This is a genomic window from Bifidobacterium sp. KRGSERBCFTRI, assembly GCF_025908335.1.
Map to the genome: position 1 here is coordinate 1,811,496 of NZ_CP109653.1, position 21,667 is coordinate 1,833,162.

General features: G+C 61.0%; 19 protein-coding genes and 1 tRNA gene. 2 read left to right on the forward strand and 18 right to left on the reverse strand.

Annotated elements, in window-relative coordinates; all coding sequences use genetic code 11:
* Nucleotides 1–24 precede the first annotated feature (24 nt).
* Both OGI63_RS07745 and OGI63_RS07750 read right to left on the reverse strand, forming a co-directional pair.
* Entirely contained in the window at nucleotides 25–603 is a 579-nt protein-coding gene (locus OGI63_RS07745) for a single-stranded DNA-binding protein (RefSeq protein WP_011742916.1), read from the reverse strand.
* A 393-nt stretch (nucleotides 604–996) separates the two neighbouring features.
* Nucleotides 997–2,832, reverse strand: a complete 1,836-nt coding sequence (locus OGI63_RS07750; protein ID WP_003808405.1) for a proline--tRNA ligase — start codon at nucleotides 2,830–2,832, stop codon at nucleotides 997–999.
* A gap of 162 nt (nucleotides 2,833–2,994) precedes the next feature.
* Between OGI63_RS07750 and OGI63_RS07755 the strand changes: the two genes are divergently transcribed.
* On the forward strand, nucleotides 2,995–3,381 hold the full coding sequence (locus tag OGI63_RS07755) for a hypothetical protein (RefSeq protein ID WP_041777263.1): 387 nt from the start codon (nucleotides 2,995–2,997) through the stop codon (nucleotides 3,379–3,381).
* Nucleotides 3,382–3,395: 14 nt separating this feature from the next.
* Here the strand turns inward: OGI63_RS07755 and OGI63_RS07760 are convergent, their stop codons facing one another.
* The 4 genes from OGI63_RS07760 to OGI63_RS07775 all read right to left on the reverse strand — a co-directional run bounded on the left by OGI63_RS07760 (nucleotide 3,396) and on the right by OGI63_RS07775 (nucleotide 8,429).
* Complete coding sequence (locus OGI63_RS07760) at nucleotides 3,396–4,808, reverse strand: PIF1 family DEAD/DEAH box helicase (protein WP_011742914.1); 1,413 nt, start codon at nucleotides 4,806–4,808, stop codon at nucleotides 3,396–3,398.
* A gap of 44 nt (nucleotides 4,809–4,852) precedes the next feature.
* On the reverse strand, nucleotides 4,853–5,752 hold the full coding sequence (locus OGI63_RS07765) for a Cof-type HAD-IIB family hydrolase (RefSeq protein WP_011742913.1): 900 nt from the start codon (nucleotides 5,750–5,752) through the stop codon (nucleotides 4,853–4,855).
* 27 nt (nucleotides 5,753–5,779) lie between these two features.
* Entirely contained in the window at nucleotides 5,780–6,433 is a 654-nt protein-coding gene (orn, locus tag OGI63_RS07770) for an oligoribonuclease (protein ID WP_003808399.1), read from the reverse strand.
* Nucleotides 6,434–6,671: 238 nt separating this feature from the next.
* Complete coding sequence (locus tag OGI63_RS07775; protein ID WP_050731445.1) at nucleotides 6,672–8,429, reverse strand: glycoside hydrolase family 13 protein; 1,758 nt, start codon at nucleotides 8,427–8,429, stop codon at nucleotides 6,672–6,674.
* Between the two features lie 331 nt (nucleotides 8,430–8,760).
* Between OGI63_RS07775 and OGI63_RS07780 the strand changes: the two genes are divergently transcribed.
* On the forward strand, nucleotides 8,761–9,795 hold the full coding sequence (locus OGI63_RS07780) for a LacI family DNA-binding transcriptional regulator (protein ID WP_011742911.1): 1,035 nt from the start codon (nucleotides 8,761–8,763) through the stop codon (nucleotides 9,793–9,795).
* 163 nt (nucleotides 9,796–9,958) lie between these two features.
* On the opposite strand, the gene guaB is transcribed toward OGI63_RS07780, so the two are convergent.
* From guaB to OGI63_RS07840, 12 genes are all read right to left on the reverse strand, one after another.
* Complete coding sequence (gene guaB / locus OGI63_RS07785) at nucleotides 9,959–11,503, reverse strand: IMP dehydrogenase (protein WP_011742910.1); 1,545 nt, start codon at nucleotides 11,501–11,503, stop codon at nucleotides 9,959–9,961.
* A gap of 137 nt (nucleotides 11,504–11,640) precedes the next feature.
* A complete protein-coding gene (locus tag OGI63_RS07790) occupies nucleotides 11,641–12,819 on the reverse strand; it encodes an MraY family glycosyltransferase (RefSeq protein ID WP_011742909.1) in 1,179 nt (392 codons plus the stop codon).
* A complete protein-coding gene (locus OGI63_RS07795; RefSeq protein ID WP_003808388.1) occupies nucleotides 12,816–13,478 on the reverse strand; it encodes an L-threonylcarbamoyladenylate synthase in 663 nt (220 codons plus the stop codon). The genes OGI63_RS07790 and OGI63_RS07795 overlap by 4 nt, the downstream gene beginning before the upstream one ends.
* A gap of 157 nt (nucleotides 13,479–13,635) precedes the next feature.
* Entirely contained in the window at nucleotides 13,636–14,340 is a 705-nt protein-coding gene (locus OGI63_RS07800) for an ABC transporter ATP-binding protein (protein WP_003808386.1), read from the reverse strand.
* Complete coding sequence (locus OGI63_RS07805) at nucleotides 14,340–15,152, reverse strand: ABC transporter ATP-binding protein (protein ID WP_011742908.1); 813 nt, start codon at nucleotides 15,150–15,152, stop codon at nucleotides 14,340–14,342. The genes OGI63_RS07800 and OGI63_RS07805 overlap by 1 nt, the downstream gene beginning before the upstream one ends.
* Nucleotides 15,149–16,270: a branched-chain amino acid ABC transporter permease gene (locus OGI63_RS07810; protein ID WP_011742907.1), complete on the reverse strand. Its 1,122-nt coding sequence runs from the start codon at nucleotides 16,268–16,270 to the stop codon at nucleotides 15,149–15,151. Before OGI63_RS07810 ends, OGI63_RS07805 begins: the two co-directional genes overlap by 4 nt.
* A gap of 4 nt (nucleotides 16,271–16,274) precedes the next feature.
* Complete coding sequence (locus OGI63_RS07815; protein ID WP_113736367.1) at nucleotides 16,275–17,201, reverse strand: branched-chain amino acid ABC transporter permease; 927 nt, start codon at nucleotides 17,199–17,201, stop codon at nucleotides 16,275–16,277.
* A gap of 174 nt (nucleotides 17,202–17,375) precedes the next feature.
* The gene (locus tag OGI63_RS07820) at nucleotides 17,376–18,572 is read right to left on the reverse strand and encodes an ABC transporter substrate-binding protein (RefSeq protein ID WP_038444194.1); all 1,197 of its coding nucleotides are present in this window, start codon (nucleotides 18,570–18,572) and stop codon (nucleotides 17,376–17,378) included.
* 245 nt (nucleotides 18,573–18,817) lie between these two features.
* Entirely contained in the window at nucleotides 18,818–19,738 is a 921-nt protein-coding gene (gene prmC, locus OGI63_RS07825; RefSeq protein WP_011742904.1) for a peptide chain release factor N(5)-glutamine methyltransferase, read from the reverse strand.
* A 9-nt stretch (nucleotides 19,739–19,747) separates the two neighbouring features.
* Nucleotides 19,748–20,836 carry a peptide chain release factor 1 gene (gene prfA / locus OGI63_RS07830; RefSeq protein ID WP_003808375.1) on the reverse strand — a complete coding sequence of 363 codons (1,089 nt, stop codon included), beginning with the start codon at nucleotides 20,834–20,836 and terminating at the stop codon, nucleotides 19,748–19,750.
* A gap of 181 nt (nucleotides 20,837–21,017) precedes the next feature.
* Entirely contained in the window at nucleotides 21,018–21,230 is a 213-nt protein-coding gene (rpmE, locus tag OGI63_RS07835; protein WP_003808371.1) for a 50S ribosomal protein L31, read from the reverse strand.
* A gap of 181 nt (nucleotides 21,231–21,411) precedes the next feature.
* A tRNA-Ile gene (locus tag OGI63_RS07840) sits at nucleotides 21,412–21,485 on the reverse strand.
* Between the last annotated feature and the right edge of the window lie 182 nt (nucleotides 21,486–21,667).

Sequence of the window (21,667 nt, forward strand, 5' to 3'; positions counted from 1 at the left end):
GATCGCATAAGCGTCAGGCAATCGTCAGAAGCCATCGCCGCCGAATTCCTCACGTAGGGGTTCGGCGGCGTTGCTATCCGTACCGGCCTGCGAGCCGCCTTGCTCGTCAACGCCGGAACTCTGCCCGTCCATCGCATTGACTGAAGTTTCGCCCCGCTGTTGGGCGGCTTGCACATATGGATCACGTCCTAAAGCCTGTCCAGGCTGCGCGTCTTGCTGGCCGGAATCGTTTTTCTTGGCGAGTTTGCGGAAGGTGGAGACACCGTAGCTCAAATCATGCCCCGCCGCATTCGCTTCCATGACGAGTTTCGACTGTTGCTTGCCGTTCTGGTCCACCCAGCTTTCCGCCGCCAGCACGCCGGTCACGATGACCGGTTCGCCTTTTTTGAACGATTGGCAGATGCTTTCGGAAAGGCCTCGATATGCCTTCACCGTGATCCATGTGGTGGGCAGGTCCTTCCACTGTTGCGTTCGGCCATCGAAATAATGTCTGGTGCTGGCCAGCCGGAATGAGCTGGCATGCGGCATGCCTTCCCGATTGAATTGCGTGGGCTGGCCGCCCACATATCCCGTGATGGTGAGGAGACCCTGCTGCTGCGCCATGTTCGGCCCTTTCTGTTTGACGAATGATGGACCGCGGAAAGCGCCGTTGACGGCACGGAAGCGACAGGCAGTGAGGTGGATTTATGGTGAGAGAGGGTAAACTGCATGCCCTTCCCGCATCTTCACGTTTCCGCGGTAAGACCACTATCGCCGAACGTTCCATCCGTCTGCAAGCCCAACCGGAGAATGTGGATAACTTGAGATCGTCGGGCGAGTCGTGGATTGTCGGTGGATAATTTCGACTTATCCACCGACATCCACAATCCTCATGTGCGTGAGATGCGCACGGTATTCCCCATGAAAAACAAAAAACGGAAGACCACCTGCTTGATGGTCTTCCGTTGCCGTATGTCGTTCGTCGGATCAAACCGACGCGCTACGGATTGCCGTATGTCACTTGAGCAGTGCAGCGACGCGGTCCGCGATCGCCTGCGCGGCGTCCGCGACCGGCACCGCTTCGGCGTTCTCACCGTTGCGGTCGCGCACTTCGATGGTGCCGTTGTTGACGGTGTCGCGGCCGGCGACGGCGATGATCGGCACGCCGATGAGTTCGGCGTCCTTGAACTTGACGCCCGGAGACACCTTCTTGCGGTCGTCGAAGATGACTTCGATGCCCTTGGCCTCAAGCTCACCGATCAGCTGTTCTGCGGCTTCGAACGCGGCCGCATCCTTGCCGGTGGCCACGACGTGCACCTGTGCCGGCGCGATGACTGCCGGCCACGCCAGACCCTTCTCGTCGTGATGGGTTTCGGCGATGCAGGCCATCACACGGGAGACGCCGATGCCGTAGGAGCCCATCCACACCGGAACGGTCTTGCCGTTCTGGTCGAGCACCTTCAGGCCGAGCGCGTTGGAATACTTGAGGCCCAGCTGGAACACCTGGCCGATTTCCACGCCGCGCTCGAAGCTCAGCGGGCCGGAACCGTCCGGGCTCATGTCGCCATGACGTACCTGCACGGCTTCGACGGTGCCGTCAGCCTCGAAATCGCGGCCGTACACCAAATCGTAGTAATCCACGTCCTGCTCGTCGGCGCCGGTGAACCATGCGGAACCGCGTGCCACGTGCGCGTCGATCAGGTAGCGCAGCGCGTCACCGGTCTCGGACGCGTTCTCGGCCTTCTTTCCGTCGCGCGCCTGCGGGCCAAGCGCCATCGGTCCGATGTAGCCCTTGACGAGTTCCGGATGCTTCTTCAGATCCTCGTCGGTGGCTTCCTCGATCTCGGCCGGGGTGAACTGCGCCTCAAGACGCTTCATGTCGACGGTACGGTCGCCCGGAACGCCTACGACCACGAGCTCGCGCCACGGCTCGTCGTGGTCTTCGTCCTGCGGATGCATGACGGCGATGACGACGTTCTTCAGAATGTCGGAGGCCTGCCAATCGCGGCCGTCGGAACGAGGATGGTTGGCGTTGGCGAATTCGACCATCTTGTCGATGGTGGCCGCGTCCGGGGTCGGGCGCTTTTCGGCTGCCGGCGTTGCGGTAAAGTCGATGGCTTCCGGTTCCGGAGTGGTCAGCGCCTCGACGTTCCAGGCCTTGCCGGACGGCGACTGGGCGAAGGTGTCCTCGCCGATCTCCATCGGAGCCAGGAACTCCTCGGATTCGAAGCCGCCCATCGGGCCGGCCATGGCGTGCACCGGCACGTACTTCAGGTCGAGACGGTTGAAGATGCGCTCGTATGCGCCGCGCTCGTCCATGTATGCCTTGACGAGGCCTTCCTTGTCGAGGGTGAAGGAGTAGGCGTCCTTCATGATGAACTCGCGGCCGCGGATCAGGCCGGCGCGCGGACGGAACTCGTCGCGGTACTTGGTCTGGATCTGGTAGAGGGTCACCGGCAGGTCCTTGTAGGAGGAGTACAGGTCCTTGACCAGCAGGGTGAACATTTCCTCATGGGTCGGGGCCAGCAGGTAGTCGGCCTCGTGGCGGTCCTTCAGACGGAAGATGTTGTCGCCGTATTCCTCCCAGCGGTGGGTGGCCTCATACGGCTCGCGCGGCAGCAGTCCGGAGAAGTGGACTTCCTGGGCGTCGATGGACGCCATCTCCTCGCGGATGATGTTCTCGATCTTGTTCAGGACATTGAGGCCCAGCGGCAGCCAGGTCCAGATGCCCGGAGCGGCCTTGCGCAGGTAGCAGGCGCGCTGCAGCAGCTTGTCCGACACGACGTCGGCATCGGCGGGGTCCTCGCGCAGGGTGCGCAGGAACATGGTAGACATACGAAGTGCTTTGGTCATACGTTCCAAATTACTCAGGTAAGCCGACTTGGATGCGCCACACGTCCTCGAATCGCACACCAATACGCGAAAAACGTTATTTATAGAGTTATAAATAAGTCTAAAGCCGTTTCTATGATACTGGAATCAGCACCATATCGCTTCATAAGGAAAGGACGCAGCATGCGTCACGTCACCGCGCACATTTCGATTTGGAACAAACTCGGCCGGATCGGCATCATCTGCTATTTCGTCTTCGCGGCGGCAGCGCCGGAAGTGCTGACCGAAGGCAACCAATGGATCGGCCTGTGCCTGGCCGTATTGTGCGTCACGTTGATTTCCCTGCCATGGAAGAAGCCGTTCAATGCGATTGCGCTGGCCGGCATGGTGATATGGATCATCGTCACGCGGGCGATTCCAGGTCTTGAGTTCCTGCAGCGCAACCCGCTTTGGTTGCTCGTCGGACTGGCCTGCGTGATCGCCAGCTGTTGGGACCCCGATTCGGAAAGCGTCGAGGACGAAGTTGAGCTCGACCCGGATCTTGCGCGTTCCCTGCAGGCGATGGGCTGATATTTAGCAGCGGGTCAGAACAGCACGTCCTGCGCGAATTCGTCATCCTCACCGGCCGGTTGCGGCATGCGGGCGCGGAATGCTCCGACACCGTCGGAGGCAAGCGTATCGACGGCCTGCGCCGACTCCAATCGCAATTGTCCATCAAGACGGACCGCGTCCGGTGAGACCAGGAACATGCGCTCGTTGACGCCTTGCAGATACAGGCCGTCGAGCCCTTCCACTCGCGACAGCGCCACGTATCCCATGCCCGGCGCGAATGTGCGCCGCAAATCCATGACGGCACGATCGAGCGTCATGCCTTGCGATTTGTGGATGGTGATCGCCCACGCGCAGCGCAACGGCACCTGTTTGACCGTGGCGAGCACGGTATCGCCGTCCTGCATCTGCCAGGAATTCGGCTTCATGGTGACGATGTTGCCGTTTTCGAATTCGACGATCGGCCAGCCGCCCTGCGATTGCGTGGTGAATCCACGCACGGTGCCGAGCGACCCGTTGACGTACTGGTGGTCGGTGTCGTTGCGCACCGCCATCACGGCCGCGCCCGTTTTGAGGTACAAGCGTTCGGGAGCGAGCATGTTCTTTTTGAGCCGTTCCACCAGATTCGCCGCGCCCTCGGATTCGGCGAGGTATTCGTGCGGCTCCTCCTTGATTTCGAACAGGCGCAGGTCATTAAGCGCGTCGGCCTGCCTGTTGACGGGGAACAGGTTCACCGCCTGCTGCCCGGGTTCCGGAATGGCCCCCAACCGGGTCAGCAGCACATTGCGGTCGCCATCGTCCACCGCGCCTTCGCGAATGTCGGTCAGCACGTTCAACAGCTGGCCGTCATCCTGACGATGCTGTTCGGTCAGATAGCAGACAACGGGGTTCAATTCGCGCCATACCAACGATTCGGTGACGAAACCTTCGGGATTGAGTCCGGCGCGCATGTACCGTTCGCGACTGGCCAGATATTCGGCGGACGGCGCGATCAGGTCGTTGTTGCGTCCCGATACCGAAACCGGCGGCAGCTGGAAAAAATCGCCGGACAACACCACCTGCAGCCCGCCGAACGGACGTTCGTCGCGGCGGATGATGCGGCAGATCCGGTCAACCATGTCGAACAGCCACGCGTGCAGCATGGAGACCTCGTCGATGATGAGGATGTCGGCTTCCTGCAGCTTGCGTTTGCGGCGTGTGCGAACGGTTTTGACCAGATTGTCGGTCAATGCCGTGGCCAAGCCGATGCCGCTCCAGGAATGGATGGTGGTGCCGTTGATATGCGTGGCAGCGATGCCCGTGGATGCGGTGACGGCCACGGATGCGCCGTCGGCACGCGCCTGCCGTATGAATTCGTTGAGCACGTAGGTTTTGCCGGCACCGGGCGCGCCCGTCAGGAACACGCTTGCGCCGGAACCCAGAATCGCAAGCGCCTCGGATTGCCTCATTACGCCACCTTCTTTACGTCACCGCGCCCCATGCAACGAAATCGTCAGGCAACCAGCCTGTCCACAACCTTGAGCACACCGTGCTCGACGTTCGACGGTGCGATGTAGCGCGCGGCGGCCTTCAAATCGGGGTGTGCGTTGCCCATGGCGAACGACCAGTCGCCCGCCTCAAGCATGAGCAGATCGTTGAGGTAGTCGCCGAACACCGCCGTCTGCGCGGGTGTGACGCCGAGCACGCGCTGCAACGCCTCGACGCCCTGCTTTTTGTCGGTTTCGATGTTCATGATGTCCACCCACAGTTTGCCGGAGACGACCACCTGGTAGTCCGCGCGCAGATGTGTGAGCTTTTCGTTGGTGAATCGTTCGGAGCCGTCAAGGTCGAGGATCGCGAGTTTCAGAACGATTTCGGCGTCGCCGTCAGGGGTGTAGGCGGACGGTTCCTGCGCGAAGTCGAGCACTTCGTGCAGATCGTCCACGATGCTCAGCGCCGCGTAGTATTTGCCGACTTCATCGAGGAACGGCTTGTCGGAACGCTGCACGTATGCCGATTTAAGGCCACACACCACCAGTCCCACGTTATGCTCGCCGGAGGCAGCGGCGTCGTCGACCAGGTCGATGACGTGACTCGTGACGTCCAAATCGACGCCATGCACTTCCACGACTTTGCCGTCGAGCGCCACCACATTGCCGTTTTCCGCGATATAGGACAGTTCTCCCCCGTCGAGAATCTCCGCGGCTTTGTCGGCGAACATGTTGCGCAGCGTGGCGTATTGGCGTCCGGACGCGGGCACGAATTCGACGCCACGGCGTTTGAGCCGGGCGAGCATGGGCCAGAATCCGTCGGGGATTCGGCTTCGTTCGTCAAGTAACGTGCCGTCCATGTCGGCGACCACAAGGCGGATATCCTGCGGTTGGCCGATGGTGGTCCAATCAGCTGCGGTCATGCGGTTCCTCTCGCTGGAGTCGTGCTGTCAGTCCTTGTTGAGCAGGCTGGTTTCCTGGATTTCAGAGGCGATGGCCTTCGCCTCCGCTTCGCTCGGACCGGGCACCGGGGCCATGAACGCCTTGCGGTAGTAACGCAGTTCGTCGAGCGATTCGATGATGTCGGCGAGCGCGCGGTGGCCGCCGTTCTTCGGCGGACGGTTGAGGTAGACGGCCGGATACCAGCGGCGGGCGAGTTCCTTGAAGGTGCTCACGTCGATGGTGCGGTAGTGCAGGTTCTCCATGAGTTCCGGCATGTAGTGGTCAAGGAACTTCTTGTCGGAGCCGATGGTGTTGCCGGCGAGCAGCGGCTTGACGCCGGCCGGAGTGAATTTCCTGACGTATTCGATGACCTTGGCTTGCGCTTCGTCGAGGCTCAGACCGTGTTCCCATTCGTTGATCAGGCCGGAACGGGTGTGCATGGCGCGCACGAAGTCATTCATGTGGTCGACAGCCTTCTGACTGGGCTTGATCACATAGTCGACACCTTCGTCGAGCACGTTCAGGTCGAAGTCGGTCGGCACCACGGAAACCTCGACGAGCTCGTCGCCGCCGAAGATATCTAGGCCGGTCATCTCGCAGTCGATCCAGATCAGACGTGAGCCTTCGGACGTGTATGTTTCGCCATCGTGTGCATCTACCATCGTTGCCTCTTTCGATTGGTCCGCGGTCGCGCCCTCTGCGCAGGCCGAACATATGAAGATACCGCAGGGTAGGTACGTCGGACCGTCATCGTTGGAAAACGGTCGTTGGAAACAGGAAAGCCGTCCGCGCCCAAATGGAGGGACGCGGACGGCTGGAGCGCGCTGCCGGTTCGATGGTTCAGCGCACGAGTGCGGTATCCGGCACGGACACCCTCAGATCGGGGCATCCTGCGTGCGGTCAATCGGCCAGTTTGAGCCAAGCGCTGGTATCTTGCGGCAGCTTGCCGTCGTCGGTAAGCGGTCCTGATGTCAGCAGCACTTCGCCTTGCGGCAACGTGATCGGTTCTTCGCCGAAGTTGGTGATCGAGGCCCAGCCGTTGGCACGGCGGTACGCGATGGTGCCACCCGGGAAACCGTTGGCGCCGTCATGCGCCTTGCCGGGCTGGTCTTCCGGAAGCCATTCGAGACTCAGGTCGGTGGTCTGCAACTCATGTCGCAATGCCAGCACGCGGCGGTACAGGTTCAGCATGGAATCCGGGTCGGCCGATTCGACATCGACCGCGAAATCCTTGTACCACTTGGGTTGCGGCAGATGCGGCTCGGCCTTCGCGTCTGCCGGCGAGAATCCGAAGGAGCCGCCATGGCCGAACTCATCGTTCGGATCGTCCAGCTGCGGAGCGTCGGCCGCAACCCACGGCAGCGGCACACGGCAGCCGTCACGGCCTTTGGTGCTGGCGGAACGGGAGGTGCGCCATGCGGACGGATCCTCCAGCTCATCCCACGGAATGTCGGCCACTTCGAACAGGCCGAGTTCCTCGCCTTGATACACGTAGGCGGAGCCGGGCAGCGCCATCTCCATCATGATCGCGGCGCGGGCGCGCTTGGTGCCGAGCGCGCGGTCCTCCCGGTATGTGGTGCCGTCGCGCAGCAGCCAGTCGAGCGGCAGTCGATGGTATTCGCCGGTCGGCACCTGGGGCAGCGCGTAGCGGGTGGCATGGCGGACCACGTCATGGTTGCTCATCACCCAAGTGGCGGTGGAACCGGACCGTTCGGCGCTTTCCAGACCTTCCTCGATGGCGAGGTGCATGTCGTCGCGGATCCAATCCTTCTTGGCGAACTCGAAGTTGAAGATCTGGCCGAGATCGTCCGGGGAGGCGTACAGATGCTGGCGGCTTGGTCGGACCCACGCCTCAGCCACGGCGAACGCCGGCGGATCGTACTCGTTGAACACCTTGCGCCACTCGTGGTAGATGTCGTGCACTTCGTCGCGGTCGATCACCGGATGGGAGCCGTCTTCGGGCTGATCGTTGGTGCACCAGACCACATAATCGTCCAGATCATCGCGGTCGAGATCCTTGGCCAGGCCGTGCGCCACGTCCACGCGGAAGCCGTCGGCACCGTGGTCAAGCCAGAAACGCAGGGTTTTGATGAAATCGGCGCGCACGTCCTCGTTTTTCCAGTTCCAGTCCGGCTGTTCCTTGGTGAACATGTGCAGATACCATTGGCCGTCGGGCACGCGCGTCCATGCAGGGCCGCCGAAGTGGTTCTGCCAGTTGGTCGGCGGCTCGTCGCCGTTCGGTCCCTTGCCATCGCGGAAGATGTAGCGGTCGCGTTCCGGCGAGCCGGGTTTCGCGGCCAACGCGGCCTTGAACCATTCGTGCAGGTTGGAGCTGTGGTTCGGCACGATGTCCACGACGATTTTGATGCCGTCGGCATGCGCGGCTTTGGCGAGCGCGTCGAAATCGTCCATGGTGCCGAGTTTCGGATCGACGTTGCGGTAGTCGTCCACGTCATAGCCGCCGTCGGCCAGCTGGGACGGGTAGAACGGGCTCAGCCAGATGGCGTCGACGCCCAGTTCCTTCAGATATCCGATTTTCTCGGTGACGCCGGCAATCTGGCCGAGGCCCTCGCCGCGGGAATCCTTGAAGGAACGTGGATACACCTGGTAGACCACGGCCTGCTTCCACCACAGCGACGGATCGTTGACTTCGGTCATGTTGTCCCCTTTCATACAAACGCTTGTGCACCGTGCGCACGTATCACAACTCCGTACGTAGAACGATTTTCGTTGATTTTCCTACGATGGTTATGTTGTGTTGTGTAGCTTCGTTGCTGTTATCGCATTGCTTGACATAATCAATAATAACGCTTGTGCAAAAAAGCGCAAACCACAGGAGGCAGAACAAGGTGGCAGCACTTCAAAAAGCAAGCAATAACAACACCTGAAGCCATGCAAGCGTTTTTACAAAAGCAGCGTGTCGTGATAGAGTGAAGCAGTCGCGGGCAACCGACCGCCCGCATAGTCCACCCTAAGGAGCCATCCGACCATGCCACGAACCACCATCGCAGACGTAGCCCAGGCAGCCGGAGTGTCCGTCTCCACCGTGTCCCGCGCGCTTCGCGGGCTCGACAGGGTCAGTCCCGAAACCAGGGAACGCATCGAGCAGGAGGCGAAGCGCCTGCATTTCTCCTTTTCGAAAAGCGCGTCGTCCCTGGCGTCCGGCAAAACCATGCGAGTCGCCGTGCTGCTGCCGAACGAAATCAGCAGCTGGTTCAACGCCCACGCCTTCGAAGGCATTTACGAGGTGATGTCGAAGGCCGGATACGACATCGTTCCTTACATCGTGTGGACGCAGGACGATTTGGATGCGTTTTTCCAAAATCTTCCGGGCAACCGCAACGTCGACGCGGTCATCGAGGCGTCATTTGACTTCGACGAGGCGAAGAAGCAGGTGCTTGGCAATCTGACCATTCCGGTGGTCGGCATGAACGCGCCGAGCACGCACGGTCTCGACGCCGGCGTCGCCATCGACGACGAGGCTTCCATGGCGACGATTGTACGGTTCCTCAAATCGTTAGGGCATAAGACGCTCGCCTACATCGAACAGCCCATCAACACCACGCCGTTCGTCTGCTCCGACAGGCTGCGCAAGAAGGGATTCAGCGAAGCCTCACAAGCTTGCGGTTACGCGGATGAAGACATCATCGTCATGCCGTCACTATCCCATATCGATGCTCGCAGCGAGCAGGACATCTATTCCGGCATCGTCGCGCAGCTGCTCAGCGCTCCAAAGCAGCCGACCGCCATCTGCGTCTCCGTCGACGCCGTGGCCGCTCCCCTGCTGAAGGAGCTGCGGCGCATGGGATGGCGCGTGCCACAGGACGTGTCGCTGGTCGGATTCGATGATGACGACACCGCCACCGCATTGGATCTGACCACCATGCATCAGGATCCGGCGGAAATCGGCCGTATCGCTGCACGTAAGACGCTTGCGCTGCTCAATGGCGAGACGCTTGACGAGCCGTTCACCGTCATGCCGACGTCGCTGGTGCTGCGTGGCACCACGGAACGCGTAAGTTGACGTTCATACGGTGCCATCGACATGGCTCAATTAACTAAACGTCACTAGACCAATAGCTGCCGAAAACGCACGAAACCCGTCCAGCGGCATTCCTGCCACCGGACGGGTTTCGTATTATCTAGCGTTTAGTCGCGTCGTATGCGTTTCGCGCGGTATTCGCCAATCACTGACGGCCGGAGTAGTTCGGCGCCTCGGCGGTCATGACGATGTCGTGCGGATGGGATTCGCGCAGGCCAGCGTCGGTGATGCGGATGAAGCGGCCACGTTCCGGCATTTCGGAGATGTTGTGCGCGCCAATGTAGAACATGGACTGGTGCAGGCCGCCGATCATCTGGTACAGCACGGCGTTGAGCGGTCCGCGGTACGGCACTTCGCCTTCGACACCTTCCGGAACGACCTTGTCGTTGGAGGTGACGTCGGCCTGGAAGTAACGGTCCTTGGAGTAGGACTTCTTGCCACGCGGAGCCATGGCGCCCAGGGAGCCCATGCCACGGTACAGTTTGTACTGCTTGCCGTGCAGGAGCACCTTCTCGCCCGGAGCTTCCTCGCAGCCCGCGAGGGTGCCGCCGAGCATCACGGAGGATGCGCCGGCCACGAGGGCCTTGGCGATGTCGCCGGAGTAGTGGATGCCACCGTCGGCGATGCACGGCACGCCAGCGGCGCGGCAGGCCTGGGCGGCCTCGTACACGGCGGTGAGCTGCGGGACGCCGACACCGGCGACCACGCGGGTGGTGCAGATGGAGCCCGGGCCGACGCCGACCTTGACGGCGTCGACGCCGGCGTCGATCATGGCCTGCGCACCCTGGCGGGTGGCGACGTTGCCGCCGATGATGTCCACGCCATTGAACGCGGAATCGGACTTCAGGCGGCGAATCATGTCGAGAGCCAGCTTGGCCTCACCGTTGGCGGTGTCGACCACGAGCACGTCCACGCCGGCTTCCATCAGAGCGGAAGCACGGTTGTAGGCGTCGCCCAGGAAGCCGATGCCGGCGGCGACGCGCAGACGGCCCTGCTCATCCTTGGTGGCGTCCGGATACTGTTCGGTCTTGACGAAGTCCTTGACGGTGATCAGACCGGTCAGGTGACCTTCGGAATCGACCAGAGGCAGCTTCTCGACCTTGTGCTTGGCCAGCAGGTCGTGCGCGTCTTCCTTGGAGATGTCGGACGGACCGGTGATGAGGTTCTCGCGGGTCATGACCTCGGAGACCTTCAAACGGTCGTAATCCTCGGAAGCGATGAAACGCATGTCACGGTTGGTGATGATACCGACGAGCTTGCTGTCCTTGTCCACGACCGGCAGGCCGGAGATGTGGAAACGGCCGCACAGCTTGTCGAGGTCGGCGAGGGTCACGTCCGGGCTCACGGTGAGCGGATCGTTGATCATGCCGGATTCGGAACGCTTGACGATGTCGACCTGGGCGGCCTGGTCGTCGATGGAAAGGTTGCGGTGCAGCACGCCGATGCCGCCGTTGCGAGCCATGGCGATGGCCATGTCGGATTCGGTGACGGTGTCCATCGCGGCGGAGATCGCCGGGACCTTCATCGTGATGTTGCGTGTGAGATGGGTGGTGGTGTCCACTTCGGACGGAATGACGTCCGTCTCGTTCGGCAGCAGCAGCACATCGTCATAGGCGAGGCCAAGCTGGGCGAAAATCGGAGGAAGTGGGGCGAACGTGGAATCTGCATTCATATCAGGAATTGTAGCCATAGACCCACTATATGAACGTGGGCTGACTTACTGCGACACGGCGCGAAAAGCCGAAATTATCAATCGTAATAAAAGCTGCTTATATCGTTTGGCAAAGCGTTTCATCAGTTTTTCTTGCGATTGCGCCGGACGGACGATCAGCGTCCACCGCGCGTTTTGTCGCCGCGCGCGCGTCCGACCGACGCGTGTTGCGCATCGGTTCCGGAGATTGCGTTTTCCTCACGGATTTCGGGAATGCGGTGTTTCAGATACGGGTACATCGTGGCGACCGTCAGCAGCGCCGACGCAATGAGGAAGCCAATCAGCACATACTGCGCTTTGAAGAACAGAATCATGATCGAGCCGAATGCGATCAGCGACGCCCACCCCCAGAGAATCAGCACCGCGCCCTGCACGGTGTGTCCGATGCGCAGCATGCGGTGGTGCAGGTGCATGCGATCGGGATGCATCGGCGACTGGCCTTTGCTCAACCGCCGCACAATCGCAAGACACATGTCGAGGATCGGCAGGAACAGCACCAGCATCGGCAGCAGAATCGGCATGAACACCGGCAGATAGATGCTGGTATGGATGGACGCCGGATCGAGACGGCCCGTCATGACGATCGACGCGCAGGTGATCAGATAGCCGAGCAGCATGGAGCCGGAATCTCCCATGAACAGTTTCGCAGGATGCCAGTTATGCAGGATGAAGCCGACGCACATGCCGACCATGGCGATGTCGATCAGCGTCGCCATGGATGCGTACGACGGCGAGCTTCTTGCGATGATGTACGAATAGATGGCGAAGGCGATGCCGCCGATCGCGACGATGCCCGAAGCGAGGCCGTCAAGACCGTCCACGAAGTTGACCGCGTTGATGGACGCGACGATAAGGAACGCGGTGATGGCCATCGACAGGCTCGGCGACGCGGTGACGAGCGAGCCGAGAGGCAACGAGATGATCTGCAGGCCGCCCCAGGCCACAAACACAGAGATGAGCAGCTGACCGGCGAGTTTGAGCATCCAGTCAAGGTCCCACAAATCGTCGGCCATGCCCAGCAGGCTGATCATAATGGCGCCGGCTAGAATCACCCATGCCTGATGCGATTGGGCGAACAGGCCTTCGATGAAAGGGATGCGCGAGGCGAACAGCATGGCCACGGTGAAGCCGATAAGCATGCCCAGTCCACCCATGCGTGGCGTCGGCACGGTATGCACGTCGCGTGCACGCACTTCGCCGACTGCGCCGATTTCGATGGCGATGTGCCGGATCAGCGGCGTGAGCAGATAGGTGACGCCACCTGCGACCGCGGCAATGAACAGGTAGATTCTCATGCGCCCAAAGCACCGCCATTCAGTGTTAAAGCCTTACGGATGACCAGCTCGCGAATCACTCCCTCCCGAAGAATCGCGATGCCGTCGCGCTCGTGCGGGTCGGCTGCAACCACCGTGGACGACACATGTCCCGGAGTCGCCCCCCCGTCCAAATACAGATCCACCGCATCTCCCAGCGCGTCCGCGGCTTCCTGCACCGTTTGTGCGCTTTCCTCGCCGGAACGGTTGGCGCTGGTGGCGGCCAACGGCCCGGTGGCTCGCAGAATACGCAGCGCGACCGCGGAATTGGGGATGCGCACGCCCTGTGTGGCTTTGCCGGTTGTCGGATCATGACGCAACGTGGCAAGCGAACAGTCGTCTTCCGCTTCCGCTATCGGCGAAAAAGCGCCCGGCATGAACATGGCGGCCAGACGGTTGAGCGGCACCGGCAAGGTCAGATGCAGCTTCTCCATGCTTTCGATTGACGGCAGCAACACCTGCAACGACTTGTATTTCGGTCGTTGTTTGGCTGCGAACACCTTGCGGATCGCCTCGATGTTACGCGGATCGCAGGCGACGCCGTACACCGTGTCAGTGGGGATGACCACCAATCCGCCATCATGGATGATTTCAACGGCCCGGGCAAGGGATTCGTCGTTTACTGTGCAAATTTCGCTCATGACACCTCCCTTTCAGCCAGTCAACTTACCTATTGTAAGGCATGGCTCGATGGCGCGCCCGAATGGAGGGAACACGACCGGCGAATATTCCATCGGATATAGAAAAAGCCCTGTCGGTTTGGATGCGTCCAAGCCGACAAGGCGGATACGGCATGAATCAGGCGCCCAGATACGCCTTGCGCACCTGCTCGTTGTTGAGCAGTTCCTTGGCGTCGCCTTCCATCGTGATACGGCCGGTTTCCAGCACGTATGCGCGGTCGGCGATCGACAGCGCCATCTTGGCGTTCTGCTCGACCAGCAGAATCGTGATGCCCTGCTCGTGCAGCTTGCGGATGATGGAGAAGATCTCCTTGACGAGCTTCGGGGACAGGCCCATGGACGGCTCGTCCATGAGGATCGTCTTCGGATGGCTCATCAGCGCGCGGCCCATCGCCAGCATCTGCTGCTCGCCGCCGGACAACGTGCCGGCCTTCTGGTTACGGCGTTCCTTCAGACGGGGGAACAGGCCGTAGACCATGTCGAGGTCCTTCTTGAGGTCCGACTGGTCCTTCAGGCTGAACGCGCCCATCTCCAGGTTCTCTTCGACGCTCATGCGTGTGAAGACGTGGCGCCCTTCCGGAATGTGCGCCATACCGAGGGTCACGATCTTGTTGTTGTGGGTTTTCAGCAGATCCACTCCGTTGTACATCACGGAACCGGATTTCGCCGGTACCAGACCGGTGATGGTGTGCAGCGTGGTGGTCTTGCCTGCGCCGTTCGCGCCGATCAGAGACACGATCTCGCCGTCGTTGACAGTGAAGCTGATGTCCTTGACGGCTTCGATGGCACCGTACGAAACGGAAAGGTTCTTGACTTCCAGCATCAGGCTTCCTCGCTTTCGTGCTTGGCATCGTCGCTGTCGGTATCGTCGTCGGAACCCAGGTATGCGGAGATGACCTGCGGGTTGTTGGCGATCTCGTCCGGCGTGCCGGCGGCGATGGTGCGTCCGTAGTCGAGCACCTGGATGCGCTGGCAGACGTTCATCACCAGGCTCATGTCATGCTCGATCAGCAGGATGGCGATGCCGAAGCGGTCGCGGATGGTGTTGATGCAGTTGAGCAGGTCCTCGGTCTCCGTCGGGTTCATGCCTGCCGCCGGCTCGTCGAGCAACAGCAGTTTCATGCCGGTGGCGAGGGCGCGGGCGATTTCCAGCTTGCGCTGGGCGCCGTACGGCAGGTTCGCCGCTTCGGTTTCGGCCAGGCCCTCTAGTCCGAAGATCTTGAGCAGGTCGATGGCTTTGGCGTGCATCTCGCGTTCCTGCTTCCAGAATTTCGGCGTGCGGAAAATCGCGCCGCCCATGTGGTAGCTGAACGATTCGTTGAATGCGACCAGCACGTTCTCCTCCACGGTCATCTGGCCGAACAGGCGGATGTTCTGGAAGGTTCTGGCGATGCCGGCGCGCACCACCTGGTACGTCTTCTTGCCGTTCATGCGTTCGCCGTCCAGGAAGAACTCGCCTTCCGTGGGCTGGTACACGCCGGTCAGCAGGTTGAACACGGTGGTTTTGCCGGCGCCGTTCGGGCCGATCAGACCGACGAGCTCGCCGGAGTTGATGGTCATGTTGAAGTCGGATACGGCTTTGAGGCCTCCGAAGGTGATGCCGAGATGTTCGGCTTTCAGGATGGGCTCGCTCATGCCTGCGCCTCCTTGGTGTCGGCGGCCGTCTCGACGGTTTCGTCCGTCTTGGCGGTGTCCTTGGCTGCCTTGGCGGTGGATTCAGCCTGCTTCGACTTGCCGTGCGCCTTGACCTTCATCGGGTAGAACAGCTTGTTGATGGTCTTGGTCAGGGAGAATTCCCAGTTGCCGAAGATGCCCTGCGGGCGGAAGATCATGATGAGCACCAGCGCCACCGAGTACACGAGCATGCGGTAGGTGGAGAAGGCGCGCAACAGCTCCGGCAGGATCGTCAGCGCGATGGCGGAGACGATGGAACCTGTCAGCGAGCCCATGCCGCCGAACACGACCATGATCACGTAGTTGATCGATTGCAGCCATCCGGCCATCGCGGGGTTCAGCGAGCCGATGTACTGGGCGAAGATGCCGCCGGCGATGCCCGCGAAGAACGCGGAGATAGCGAACACGAGCACCTTCATGTAGGTGATGTTGATGCCGGACGCGCTTGCCGCGATCTCGTCGTCGCGGATGGCCTTGACGGCACGGCCGTAACGGGAGCGGGCGAACATGAACAGCAGCACGACGGTGACGACGGTGATCCAGAACACGACGTACAGGTTGGCGAGTCGGTCGATGCCGATCAGCGCCTGGCCGGCCGCGCCCTTGTCAAGGCCCATGCCGCCGGCGACCTTCAGGTTCTGGATGATCACGCGGATGATTTCGCCGAAGCCCAGCGTGATGATGGCGAGGTAATCGCCATGCAGACGCAGTGCCGGAATGCCGACCAGGATGCCGAAGATGCAGGCGACCACGCCGCCGGCGAGCGTCGTCAGCAGGAATCGCAGCGTCGGATCCATCGCAACGCCGTTGGCGACGAGCAGCTTGCTCAGCAGGGCCGCGCTGTACGCGCCGATCGCTTCGAAGCCGCAGCAGCCCAGCGTCAGCTGGCCGAGCACGCCGATGGTGAGGTTCAGCGACGTGGTCATGATGATGGCGATGCAGCTTGTCATCATGATGCCCTTGATGTAGGTGCTGGCCATGCCGGATTCGCATACACCCATCAGAATGCCGAACAGCACGACGATGCCGACCGCGCACATCAGATAGGACTGTTTGGTGGAAAGCATTGATTTCTTCATGAGGTCACACCTTCTCGGTTTCCGGTTCGCCCATCAGGCCGGACGGCTTGACCAGGAGCACGATGATGAGGATGCCGAACACAATGGCGTCGGAGAACGCGGACGTGATCACGCCGCTGGTGATGGTGCCGATGTACGCCTTGGTCAGGCTTTCGACCACGCCGATCACCAGACCGCCGACCATGGCACCCGGGATGGAGCCGATGCCGCCGAGCACGGCCGCGACGAAGGCCTTCAGGCCCAGCATCGCACCCATCATCGGGGACACCTGCGGATAGGAAACGCAGTACATCAGCGATGCGACGGCGGCGAGGCCCGAACCGATGGCGAACGTGAGCGTGATGGTGGAGTTCACGTTGATGCCCATCAGGATCGAGGCCTCCTTGTCTTCGGAGACCGCGCGCATGGCCTTGCCCTGCTTGGTGTAGGTGACGAACAGCTGCAGCGCGACCATGATGATCACGCCGAGCACGATGGTGATGATGGTCGCGCCGTCGATCTTCAGTTTGCCGATCGCCAGCGTCGGAATCTGGATGATGGTGGGCACGGTCTGGTAGTCGGCGCCGAAGATGGCCTGGGAGCCGTTCTCCAGCAGAAGGCTCATTGCGATTGCGGTGATGAGGGCCGTCATGCTGTTGCCCTTTTCACGAACCGGCTTGTATGCGGCCCTCTCCACGATGACGCCCACCGCCACGCACATGAGGATCGCGGGGATGACGGCCACCCATGCGGGCAGGCCGAATGCGACGATCGCCGGAATGGTAAGCATCAGCACGTAGGAGCCGACCATGATGAAATCGCCGTGTGCGAAGTTGATCAAACGAATGATGCCGTACACCATGGTGTAGCCGAGTGCCACGAGCGAGTACACGCTGCCGATCTTCAGACCGTTGAAGATCTGACTGATGAACATGATGATCTGATCGCCCATCATTCCTCCTTTCAAAAGTTGATGATGCCGGACTTTTGACATAACCGTCCGGCTTGGCCGCTGAAGAAGCCCAGCGGCTGAATATGGTTATTTTCGTCTTGATACGCGAAAGGGAGAGAACCGGTTTCCCGGCCCCCTCCTCTTCACAGATTCAGGCCTTCAGGCAAGCGACGCTCACTTGGCAGGCTGAATGGTGGTCTTGTACTGCGGCTTGCCGTCCTTGAGCTCAAGCACGACGACGGACTTCTTCGGGGAGCCCTTCTTGTCGAGCGTGAAGTTGCCGGTCACGCCTTCGAAGCTCATGCCGGCGATGGCGTTGCGCACGCCTTCGCGGGTGGCGTTCTTGCCGGCTTTCTCGATGGCCTGCTTCATCATGTACACGGAGTCGTAGCCCAGTGCGGTGAAGGTGTTCGGATCGGCGTTCTTGTTGGCCTTCTTGTAGGACTTGATGAAGTCCTGCACCTTGGCGTTGGAGGTGTCGTCCGGAGAGTAGTGGGTGGTGTAGAGCACCTTGTTGTACAGCGACTTGTCGTCGGTCATCTTCAGGCCGTCGTAGCCGTCAGGACCCATCACATAGCCCTTGTAGCCGACGGAGCGGGCCTGCGGGATGATGTACGGGCCAGCGACGGAGTAGTAGTACGGAGCGTACAGGAACTCGGCGCCAGCGGCCTGGATCTTCTGCAGCTGGGAGGAGTACTCGGTGTCGTCGGCGCTGGAGGAGTTCTCTTCGGCCACGACGTCAAGGCCGGCCTTCTTGGCGGCAGCGGCGAAGGCCTTGCCCACGCCGGAGGAGTACGGATCGCCGGTGCCGTACAGCACGGCGACCTTCTTGACCTTCAGGGTCTCGGCTGCGAACTTGGCAGCGATCTCACCCTGGTAGGAGTCCTTGAAGCAGGTGCGGAACATGTAGCCACCGGTCTCGATGGAGTCGGAGGTGGCGGCCGGTGCGATGGCCGGCAGCTTGGACTGGTCGGCCAGCGGAGCCACTGCCGCGGTGGTGGAGGAGATGGTCGGGCCGACCACGCCGAGCACGCTGTTGTCGCCGGCGAGCTTGTTGAAGGCGTTGGAGGCTTCGGTGGCGTCGCCCTTGTCGTCCATGGACTCGAGCTTGACCTTCTTGCCGTTGATGCCGCCCTTGGCGTTGATCTCATCCACAGCCAGCTTGAAGCCGGCGACCTCGGCCTCGCCATATGCGGCGGCGGTGCCGGAGTTGGTGGTGACGGAGCCCAGCGTGATGGTATCGCTGTTGGCCGCGCTACCGTTGGAGCTGCTGGAATCGTCCATGCTGCCGCCGGAGCAGGCAGCGAGGGACATCGACATTGCGCCTGCCGCGATCAGGGCGACGCACTTGGCGGAGAACTTCGCGTTCATTCCGTTCTTCCTCTTTTCTTGAAAACGCTGCACATTCCTTTCAACGCGCACCTTGGAAAAAATCATGTTCATCTCAACCCCCGTGCGCGGAACCACGGCGACCACTCATGACGGACGCCCGTTCTCTCTCTGTGCATTCCGATTGTTCTTTATAGCCTGACGGACGGCGGCCTGCATAAAATGTTCTTATAGTGAGACTCAACTTCTGGTTATATCCCCGTCAGCATGGCGCAAAAGAATATAAGTTACTGTGCCGGCTGTTTTTCCGCCGTCAGATAACGTGGCCGTCCGGTGTAGTCGTTATGCACGGTAACGTCGACGAAGCCGCAGGTTCGTGCGAAGGCGGCAAGCCGCTCCCCCTGCGTGATGTCGTGCTCCATCACCATAAGTCCACCCGCACGAAGCAGTTTCGCCGCGCGTGCGATGATGCGTTCCGGAATGAGCGTGCCATCCGCCGAACCGCCGTATAGCGCCAGATCGGGATCATAATCGCGCACTTCCGACTGTTCGGGAATGTCGGCAAGCGGCACGTACGGCGGATTGGTGAGCACGATGTCGATGGTGCCGTCAAGTTGGCTTAGCGTCGGCATTTGCGTGGCGTCGGCGATGTCCAGATGATAATTGCCGGCGATTGCGGGATACCGTTTCGCGGTCTCGTCGAGGTTGCGCCACGTCCACTCGGCGGTCGTAGCGCTTTTCTCGACGGCCCACACCTCGCTGCCCGGCACTTCCGAAGCGAAGGCGAGGCCGATCGCACCGCTGCCGGCGCACAGATCGACCACTTTGGCGCGGTACATGCCGTTTCTGGTGGCCCAGTCGACGCCTTCCTGCACGACCAGTTCGGTTTCCGGACGTGGAATGAACACGCCTGGACCGACTTTCAAATCAAGGTAGCGAAACGGCGCATGGCCGGTGATGTGCTGCAACGGCTCGCGTTTGACACGACGGGCCAGCATGGTCTGGAAACGTTCCATCGCCGGTTCCGCGTCTTCTTTTTCGGCCAGACGTTCGACGCCATCGCCCATGAGCATGGCTTTGTCCACGTGCTGCAGGTCCGTATGGAACGCTTCGGCGAGCAGCAGTTTGGCGTCGTGCTGCGGAGTGTCGACTCCCGCCGCACGTAGTTCGTCCGCGGCGGAACGCACCGTTTCGAATACCGTCGCCACCCAATCGCCTTACTTCTGGTTGGCGAGACGATCGGCTTCGTCCGCCTGGATGTCGCTGTCGATCACGGCCTGCAGATCGCCGTCAAGCACGGCGTCGAGGTTGTACGCCTTGTAGTTCGTGCGATGGTCGACGATGCGGTTTTCCGGGAAGTTGTACGTGCGGATACGTTCCGAACGGTCCAGCGAGCGCACCTGGGAATGGCGCATATCGGCGGCCTCGGCGGCCTCCTGCTCGTGTTTCATGGCCAGCAGGCGGCTCTTCAGAACGCGCAGTGCCGCCGCGCGGTTCTGGATCTGGCTCTTCTCGTCCTGCATGTTCACGGTGATGCCGGTGGGGATGTGCGTCATGCGGACCGCGGAATACGTGGTGTTCACGGACTGTCCGCCGGGGCCGGAGCTCATGAAGATGTCGATTTTGAGGTCTTTCGGATCGATTTCGATTTCATCGTCGTCCTCGTCGGCTTCCGGGAAGACGATCACGCCGGCGGCGGAAGTCTGGATACGTCCCTGCGATTCGGTGACGGGGATGCGCTGCACGCGGTGCACGCCGCCTTCGTACTTGAGGGAAGCCCACACGCCGTCCTCCGGCGCCGGAGTGCCTTTGGCGCGGATGGCCAGCTGCACGTCCTTGACGCCACCCAGCTCGGTGGTGTTCTCGCTTTGCACGGTGACCGACCAGCCGCGCTTTTCCGCGTATCGCATGTACATACGCAGCAGGTCGCCGGCGAACAGCGCCGCTTCCTCACCACCGGTGCCGGCCTTGATCTCCATGATCGTGTCACGCGCGTCATCGGGGTCACGCGGAATCAGCGCGGTGCGCAGCTTCTCTTCGGCTGCGGGCAGCTCGCCTTCCAACCGCTTGGCCTCTTCGGCGAAATCGGGATCTTCGGACGCCATCTCGCGGGCCGCCTCCAGATCGTCCTTCACCTGCTTGTATGCGGTGTAGGCGGAGACGATGGCACCCAGTTCGGCGTGGCGCCGACCCAGCTTGCGCATCTTGTCGGGATTGGATGCGACCTCCGGCTCGGCCATCTGCTGTTCGATATTGTGGTATTCCTCAAGCGCGGTGACGGCCGCGGGGAATTGTTCGTCTGCCAATGTACGCCTTTTCTTCGTATCTGCGCTTCAGCGGAATCACTCGTCGCTGAACCTTACTCAACCTGTCCATCATATAAGGTGGCGCGGAAGTGCGGTCGTCGGAGGTGAGCGACGGCACGTCGGTAACGAAAAACGCCAGCCCACGAATGGACTGGCGTTTTCATTGCCTAAGCAATAAGACTCACTTGGCCTTCTTGCCGTAACGCTTCTCGAAGCGAGCCACGCGGCCACCGGTGTCGAGGATCTTCTGCTTGCCGGTGTAGAACGGGTGGCAGTTGGAGCACACGTCGACGGTCATGTGATCGCCGTTGTAGGTGGAACGGGTGACGAAGGTGTTGCCGCAAGAGCAGGTGACCTGCACTGCGTGGTAATCAGGATGGATACCCTGCTTCATAGTTTGTCTCCTAGAGATTCGGGGGACCCGGGTCGCATTGCCCCGATGGCAAGGCGTGAACCGGATAACCTTATGGAGTGTAGGCGATGGCCGGGACACGGTATGCGCCGTCACACGCAGGGCGTACGGACTGCAATCCGCGGATATGCAAAGGACCCGCCGCTTCCGGCAGGTCCGCATGTGCCCTCGCTGGGACTTGAACCCAGGACAAACACCTTATAAGGGTGCTGCTCTAACCAACTGAGCTACGAGGGCAACGGGAGGAAGTATACCCCAACCTCTGCCCGATTGCGGCAGCGTCGACAGATGACCATTGGAAGACCGACGGCAACACGCCAGCAAATCGTTATTTATAAGTTTATAAACAACGTGCTAACCTATTAATTAAATCAATGGACGATATACCCATACAGTACACCTCGTCACAGCCATTTCAC